The organism is Asticcacaulis sp., assembly GCF_020217185.1.
Classification (GTDB): Bacteria; Pseudomonadota; Alphaproteobacteria; order Caulobacterales; family Caulobacteraceae; genus Asticcacaulis.
The window spans coordinates 1-7,552 of the sequence record NZ_JAIWNX010000311.1 but is presented as its reverse complement, the minus strand read 5'-3'; the positions used below and the strand labels follow the sequence as shown (position 1 = coordinate 7,552).

7 protein-coding genes are annotated in these 7,552 nt (G+C 59.5%); all 7 read right to left on the bottom strand.

Annotation, left to right across the window (positions count from 1 at the left end; genetic code table 11):
- Window positions 1-131: 131 nt before the first annotated feature.
- Window positions 132-797, bottom strand: a complete 666-nt coding sequence (locus tag LDL37_RS16115) for a response regulator transcription factor (RefSeq protein WP_290799891.1) — start codon at window positions 795-797, stop codon at window positions 132-134.
- A 2-nt stretch (window positions 798-799) separates the two neighbouring features.
- The gene (locus LDL37_RS16110; RefSeq protein ID WP_290799889.1) at window positions 800-3,751 is read right to left on the bottom strand and encodes a sensor histidine kinase; all 2,952 of its coding nucleotides are present in this window, start codon (window positions 3,749-3,751) and stop codon (window positions 800-802) included.
- Window positions 3,752-3,899: 148 nt separating this feature from the next.
- On the bottom strand, window positions 3,900-4,082 hold the full coding sequence (locus LDL37_RS16480) for an ATP-binding protein (protein WP_366509250.1): 183 nt from the start codon (window positions 4,080-4,082) through the stop codon (window positions 3,900-3,902).
- A gap of 183 nt (window positions 4,083-4,265) precedes the next feature.
- Complete coding sequence (locus LDL37_RS16105) at window positions 4,266-4,475, bottom strand: hypothetical protein (RefSeq protein ID WP_290799888.1); 210 nt, start codon at window positions 4,473-4,475, stop codon at window positions 4,266-4,268.
- A 516-nt stretch (window positions 4,476-4,991) separates the two neighbouring features.
- The gene (locus tag LDL37_RS16100) at window positions 4,992-5,300 is read right to left on the bottom strand and encodes an excisionase family DNA-binding protein (protein ID WP_290799887.1); all 309 of its coding nucleotides are present in this window, start codon (window positions 5,298-5,300) and stop codon (window positions 4,992-4,994) included.
- Window positions 5,301-5,357: 57 nt separating this feature from the next.
- Window positions 5,358-5,762 carry a CopG family transcriptional regulator gene (locus LDL37_RS16095; RefSeq protein ID WP_290799885.1) on the bottom strand — a complete coding sequence of 135 codons (405 nt, stop codon included), beginning with the start codon at window positions 5,760-5,762 and terminating at the stop codon, window positions 5,358-5,360.
- Between the two features lie 122 nt (window positions 5,763-5,884).
- On the bottom strand, window positions 5,885-7,552 hold a 1,668-nt coding region (locus LDL37_RS16090; RefSeq protein WP_290799883.1), incomplete at its 5' end, for a DUF3363 domain-containing protein.

Here is a 7,552-nt window from a genome sequence, read left to right as displayed (position 1 = left end):
GTCATTGAAAATGACTCTTGGTATTCCATTCGAGACTGTCTCATGTCACTGACACATATGAGACAGTCTCGTGTCTTCAACGGCCGGATGCGGTCAGCGTCTTCGGCCGTTGGTATCAAACCGTCTCTGCCTCAGATCAGACGCAAGGTTAGCGCCTTTGCCACGGCCTGAGCGGCGCACTGCACCTCAAGCACAGCGTATATTTTGCGGATGTGCCAGCGGACGGTATCCAAAGAGATGTTCAGCCCCTGCGCGGCCTCCTGATAGGACTGCCCCTCACTTAGCGCCCTGAGTATCTCTACCTGACGCGCACTCAGGGTCGCGGACGGCGGATGGGCGACCGGCTGGGGTGAAAGCAGGCGGACAGCGTCAATAAGGGTTCGGGTAAGACCTGGGGAAAGCCCCGCGCCATGACGCGTCGCCTGAGAGATATCCTGAAGCAAAGTCTCCGGGTCACTCCCTTTCAGCAGATAGCCATCGGCTCCGCCGCTAACCGCTGCCATAACCTGAGCGGGTTCATCATAGATGGTCAGCATGAAGACGCAGGTCAGCGGCCACTGCACCTTGACCGCCCTCAGAAGTTCGAGCCCGTTCATTCGGGGCATGTTCAGATCCATCAGGACGAGATCACACAGCGTCTCAGCACCGGGTGCCGACTTCGCCCAGCGCATAAACTGGTCGGCTTCGGCAAAGAGACTGATGCGCTCAAACAGATGAGCGGCCCGCATAAGGGTGCGCAGGCTTTCCCGGAAAGCTGTGTCGTCGTCCACGATGATCAGGTGACGCTCCTGTCCCAACTCTACCCCTCCTTCGTCTTTCTGCGGGTAGCGCGCCCAAGGATCATATTCGCCCCCTTCTTCAGAAAACCCACAAGCGCCAATACAGGTCGAATGCCAAACTTTGATACCTCCCCAATGGCGTCCGGGCGGTCAGGTCCTGATTTAGACTTTGAGGGTGAAAAGCGCAGACGGATACAGGTTCCACCCGGAGACTGGCTTTGTATATTAAGCTGGGCCCCCACAGCCTCGGCCCGCTGCCGCATATGCATCATGCCCGAACCGAGTCCTTCCTCCCCCATACCCTTTCCATCGTCTTCTACACACAGTTCCCAAAGCTCCCCTTCCCTTTCAGGCCTCAGACGAATGATCACTTCAGAGGCCAGAGCATGTTTTTTGATGTTGGTGAGGGCCTCCATAAGGATCAGGAGAAGCTGACGTCGAAGATGGGCATGGAAATAGACGCCCTTCGCATCGGTGACGAGGTCGAGATGCACTCGCGGCGTTGGTGTCGGCATCAGACTGCGCGTCTGCGAGGTCACCTCCCAGGCGAAACGGTCGGGGTCCGCCGCCTGCACCGCCAGCGTCTGCCCCAGACTGCGCAGGCTCAGCCCGCTGCGATGCGCCAGACTGGCGATCTGAGAGGTAAGGTTGTCGGCATCGCCCGACCCTCGGCCATAGCGCGCCGCCGTGGCCAGCATAGCGATGCTGCTCAAAGAGGCCCCCAACTCGTCGTGAAGATCCATAGCAATGAGGGTGCGCTGTCGTTCAAGCGCCAGCAGATGCCGCACACGCAGATAGTAGGCCCCCCACAGGAGTCCCCCGAAGATACAGGCGTAAACGATCAGTGCCGGCAGGCTCTGGAACCACGGTGGCACCACCTTTACCTGCACCTCCGCTGGAGGCGTCCACTGAACGCCGTCCTGGGAGGCGGAAATCTGTAGCCGGTAGTCTCCCGGTCCGGGGCGCGTCCATTGCAGCCGAGTCTGGTGGCCCAGATCGGTCCAGCGCTGGTCCGCCCCGGACCGATACCGGTAGGTCACAAGATCGGCCTGTTTGTAAGACAGGGCTGTGAAGACAATCTCCATCACCCCATTCCGGGGCTCCATCTGAAACCGTCTGCCGCTTACGGCGCGGCCGTCGATGTTCACCTGAAGGATGCGCACGCCTTTAACGACTGGCCGGGCGGAGCGCGCCGCCGCCGGTATGCGCCAGACGCCGTTATTGCCCGCAATCCATAAATCACCGCTCTCGGTCTCGATCACGTCCTTGGCGCTGTTGCCAGCCAGTCCCTGCGCCGTGGCCGGGGCTTCCAGGGTCTGCCACCCTTCCCGGCAATTCCGACAGGGGGCGATACGTAGCAGCGTCCCCTTGCCAGAAATCCAGTACCCACCCCGGGGGCTTGGGCGTATATGCAACAGCCCCTGTCCGGGGGTCCCGGTACTGCCCGCCAGATCGCGCCACTGGCCGTTGACCACTTCTGACACGCCCGACGCAGCTCGTTCCGGACGATCCGATTCCTTGATCACCCAAAGCCGCCCATCAGGCAGTTCAGCGCCGTCAAACACCCGCTCATAATCGCGCGGCTGAAAACAGCGCTCATAGATCCGCGTCTGCGGGCGCCACAGGCAGGTGGTAAAGCCATCCGAGAGCCAGAAGCCGCCCTCACGCGAAGGCCACAAGGCCACAAACCCCACCCTCTTGCCAAATCCGTCGAGCGCAAGGCGATAACCGGCATAGCCGTCACGGACAAACAGGCCTTCGCTGGCCGCCAGCCACTGCGTCCCGCTCTCATCGGTGTAGCACCCCCAAATTTCGGCATCCGGTACCGGCTGGCTGTAAGGGCCTCCCCGTTGCCCGCCTTCGTTCACATGCCAGACCAGACGGCCATCGCTGCACACGACGCCTTTTGCGCCCGGCAAAGTCTCGGCGCGAAGGGCCCCGGCTATGCGCGAAAACCGGTTGGCACCATACTTCCACGACGTCACCCAGACATCCGTCTGGCTGGCAAAAACGCGATAAACATGGTTGACCTTCAGCCCCTGAGGCTCCTGCCAGTTGGCGGTCTCCGGTTCCGGAAAGCGCAAAAGGCGCGTGAATGTCCCCAGCCAGAGACTGTTTTCCCGATCCACCAGAAGGGGACCACCGCTGTTTATGCCCTCGCTTTGCTGCATCAGCCGCGTGCGATTTTCAGCGCTTACGGACAGAAGATAGGTATCCGAAGACAGCCACAGGGTGCCGTTACGCATCACCCACGACAAAAACCGTCCTTCCGGACGTGTGAGGTTGCGCACCCTGCCCTTTTCAATGAGCCAAAGATCGTCGCTGCCTTTGTCGGCGGAAACCCCCACCACAAACAGGCTATGGGCATCACGGCGTATAATGGCATTCAGATGCCGCGCCTGTATCACTCTTTGCCCGCCGGTTCTGGTAATCAGATAAGCCCCTTCGCCGGTAATGACGCCCAGCTCGTCGCCGCTATTCAGCGCGAAAACCCGGCGCGCTTTTTGCGAACCGTGCCAGGCCGCCGCCAGCGCCCGCCAGCCACGCTTTTCCTGAATCCAGATAGTGCCATCTCTGACCGCGACCAGCCTGCCCCCTGCGTCAAGAGCAATGCTTGAGGCAAAAAGGGAAGTTCCGTCAGGCCCGGTTACGGCTTTCGCCTGCCCCTTGCACATACGGTAGATGAGGCGCGCTCTTGTCCTGAAGAACACACAGCCATCCGGCGCGGTCTGCATATCCAGAATATAGCCGGGATTAAACCAGTGCTGAAACCTGACGCCATCATAGCGGATCAGGCCGCTGTCGGCACCGATCCAGATAAAGCCGTCCCCGTCCTGTGCAAGGGCACTGACCTCGCCGTCATTTAGTCCCTGATCCTGTGTAAAAGACTCGAAGAAGGCGGACTGAGCCAGCGCAACTGGCGGCCATAGGCAAAGCAGGACGATAATCGCGTGCCTTATCAGCCTCACCATACCCTCCCCTGCACAGGCTGAGTCTCTATGCCAGTCTTGTGATCATAGCCAAATTAGCATCTGATACAGGGATTACGAACCCCAAACATTCGGTAATCGGTGCATCAGAGCCTTCATGACGTTTGGGTCTACCGACCCGCGCAGGTCATCAGACCGCGCTGGCGCATCTCTTCGCGCAGGAACGAGACCGGCTGTGTTCCGGGTGGATCCCCTCGCCCTGATCGCGCACCCCAAAGCGAAGTCCCTCTTCTGCGGTTACGATAAAGACCGTCACCGGTGCTTGTCCATAACGCAAGGCATTCTCGATGAGATTACACAGCAGACGCCGCACCGCTTCGCGACGCCCCGTGAGTATCTGTTCAGTGTCAGGCAGGCTGATCTCCACGCCTGCCTGTGCGTAGTCGGCAGGCGCCGAACTTATCAGGGCATTCAGCGAGAAAGGTTCGACTGCTTACGCTTCAAATCCTCTGGCGGACACCAGAAACTGCGCCAGGATGCACTCAATAGTTTCCACCTAACGCTCAGCAGTAAGACGCAGGTCCGTATCCGCGATGGAGGCCATATCCTGCGCCAGCCGCAGCTTGGTGAGGGGCGTGCGCAAATCATGCGAAATCCCCGCCAGAACCAGCGCGCGATTATGCTTGATCTCGGTCAGGCGCTGAGTCATGCGGTTGAAGCTGCGGCTAAGCTCGGCGATCTCCACCAGGCCCTGCTCCTCAAGCATCCGCGGTTTCTCGCTGACATGAACCCACAGTTTACCCCTTGCATCTGTGCGCCAGTCGAGATGCGCGTAGCCTCGCCGAACGGATCGCGGAGTCTGTGAGCGCCATTTGGGGGGATCGCAAAATAGGCGTTTGCCGCGTACCCCCAGAAATACCCCCAATTTGCCCGGATAACGGCGGACAGGAGCGGATGATTTCGGATGAGCACACCGACAACATACAATATTTTAAAGATTTTTTCAACTTCGCCTGACGCAGGCGGAAGTGAGCACGGACTCGAATAGAGAGAATAAGTATTTGAATTCAAGTTATTAAAAGAACGCGTGAATTCCCCAGACCCCCAATATGACCCCCAAAATAAAATTTGCTCTCGGTGCGAGTCCTTGTGCGGTAAGGTTTTGCGGGTTTTCGTTTGAGTCCAATAATCGCAATGTACCCCACTTTGGGAAATTTATCGGCAAAAAACGCAGCGCACTTGCCCCTGCAAAAAACGCGAATCAAACAACCTGATTTGAACGTTATTCGAGTGGCAAAATCATCTGACGGACGGGCCTTGTTGCCGCGCGAGTTGGGCCTTTTTGCTTTGAACCACGTATATTCTTAGCGTCGCGCGAGGAGGCGGGCAGCGTCAGCGAAACTGGCGTTTCGCATGTTAGAAACGCCATCAGATCGTCCCTCAGTATCAGCCTGCGTCCGCCGACCTTGACGGATTTGAGCGAACCATCAGCCATACGTTCGTACAGGAATGACCGTCCCAATCCGCTCGCTTTGACAGCCTCGTCAATGCGGTAGGCAAGCTTCCCATTCATTCCACCCAGTTCAGCCATAGTTGCAGTCTCCTTTCATGCCGCGACTGTGGTTGCATGACGCCCGTCAGGATCACCTTAGCTCTGGAGCCTGTTAGAGTCGTCGGAAGCAACAGGTGACGTGTGTTTCGCAAGCGCATCCGCCACGCTCTTTGTGTACTTTTCATAGCGCTGCAAGGCCGTGCGACGCTCCGCTTCGTCGGGGCCTGGGACATGGGCTGTGAGGAGCAGATGAAGCCAGACGTGCTGGCTCTGGGACTGGAGGATCAGGTCCACATCTGAGGCGAGTTTGCCGATCTGACGGGACAACCGATCGAGCCGGTGGCGCAAGGCTTCATCGCGCTGGTCCTCTCCCCCGCCCTTGATGTACTGGCGAAGCGCGGCCGTCACGATGGCGGATTTTGATGCGCCGGGCTTTGAGGCGAGATGCTCCAATTCGGCGGTCAGCTCGTCGTCGAGATAGAGGTGATGGCGGGGTTTCATGGGCGTGATCCGCAGGGGTTTGGACCCTGATCATGCGCCCGTAAGGATCATCCGCAAACCACGCTATTCTACGCTACAGCTTCTATTCCTACGATTTGCGAGTCATTTGCAGACGCTTGTGGTCAGAATCCGATGCCGAGGCTCTTGGTGATGCCGAAGCTCCAGTCGATGTCACGCCCGTGCATCACGCCCCCGATCTCCCTGCCGATCTGCTTTTCGAGGGTATCGCGCCACGGGACGAGGACGAAGTCTTGAGCGCGTTCTACGATGGCAAAGGTCCCGCTGCTCAGTTCGGCCTTCCCCGTGAGTGTGCCTTCAAACCTCTCGTATTCGACGACGCGCCCAAACGGCACACCTGACTGCGCGGAGAGCCTGCGGCCTTCGGCGTTTACCTCCCGGTTCGTCAGGACCGTCTTCAGATTGGTGTCGAAGGTAAAGGCGCCGTCACCCTCGCCTTGTACCAGGCCCTCGGCCTCCAGCCAGCAATACCGTCCCAGCATGGCTGTGCGCACTTCGTCACCGAAACCCCGATGAGACAGCGCGAGCGCCGGGGGCTCTAGCAGTTGCTGGTCAAGCCAGGTGTAAGCCTGTCGGCCGATTAGCTGCGTCAGCGGACGGTGTGACAGGACTTCTACGGAGACCGGCGTGTCGAGTATCTTCTGCTGCTCAAAGCGCAGGGCTTTTTCAGGATAGGTCTTGCCGAGGATAAACACGCCGCCGTCAAGCCGCTCAATGCCGCCGACGCCCCGGCGCACGGCCTCCAGCCGCCGGACGTGGGCGCTGATATAGCGGTCACTGGCGTCCGGCTGTGTACGGCGGTGGATGTCCTCGGAATAATAGCCGAAGTTGCGTCCGGCAATGTCCGCAATCGTCCGGTCGGAGGGACGCAGCGTCCCGACGTTGGCCTCGATGTGCACGATGGCATTGTCAGGGATGGGGGGCGTCTTGTCGCCGGGGCCTATATCGACGACATGCACCCTGCCATCGGTCGCGTCGATCACCAGACAGTGACGGTCTTCAAGCTCGTCATAGAGCCCCCTGCGGATCAGGCGCCCTGTAATGGGCTCTTGTATGTGGGCCTTTGAATGGGCGGTGTCTGGGACCTCTGAGAGGTCTACTTCGGCATCATGGATGACGGCGCTCTCCAGCAGGTGGTCCCGCTGGTTCGGGGCCATGTCATAGCGCAGGCTGTTGATGATGTCGCCACGCCGTCCCAGATGCCGCAGAGAGGGCTCCAGATCGTCAGACACTCGCCACACCCCTGCCCCATCCGCTGAAGCCAGCTCAAGCCGCTCCAGATGCCTCAGCCTGCCGGAGATGAGCGACTGCCGCTCGGGGTCGGTATCGAGCGCACGCACCCTGCCCGCCTCGTCCCGGCGCTCCACAATCCAGCGGTCTATCGTCGTAAAGCGGTCGGCCCCCATGTCCTTACGCAGTGATTGAGCAATCTCCTGCTCAGTGCGCGGGCCCAGATCAAAACTGACAATATCTCCTGCCCGCTCACGGATGCCGTGGGTGATGTAGTTTCGCGCAATGATCAGGTCTTTGCCGGTGTCGTCTTTACCCCGCAGAAGAATATGGGTGTGCGGATTGCCGGTGTTGAAGTGATCGACGGCCACCCAGTCGAGTTTGGAGCCAAGGTCGGTTTCCATCTGCGACATCAGCCGGCGGGTTACAGACCGCAGGTCTTCGTACTGTGCGCCGTCCTCAGGCGAGACGATGAAACGGAACTGATGCCGGTCGCCGTCTCCTCTGTCGAGGAAGGCGCGGCCATCAGCCCTGTCGCCGCG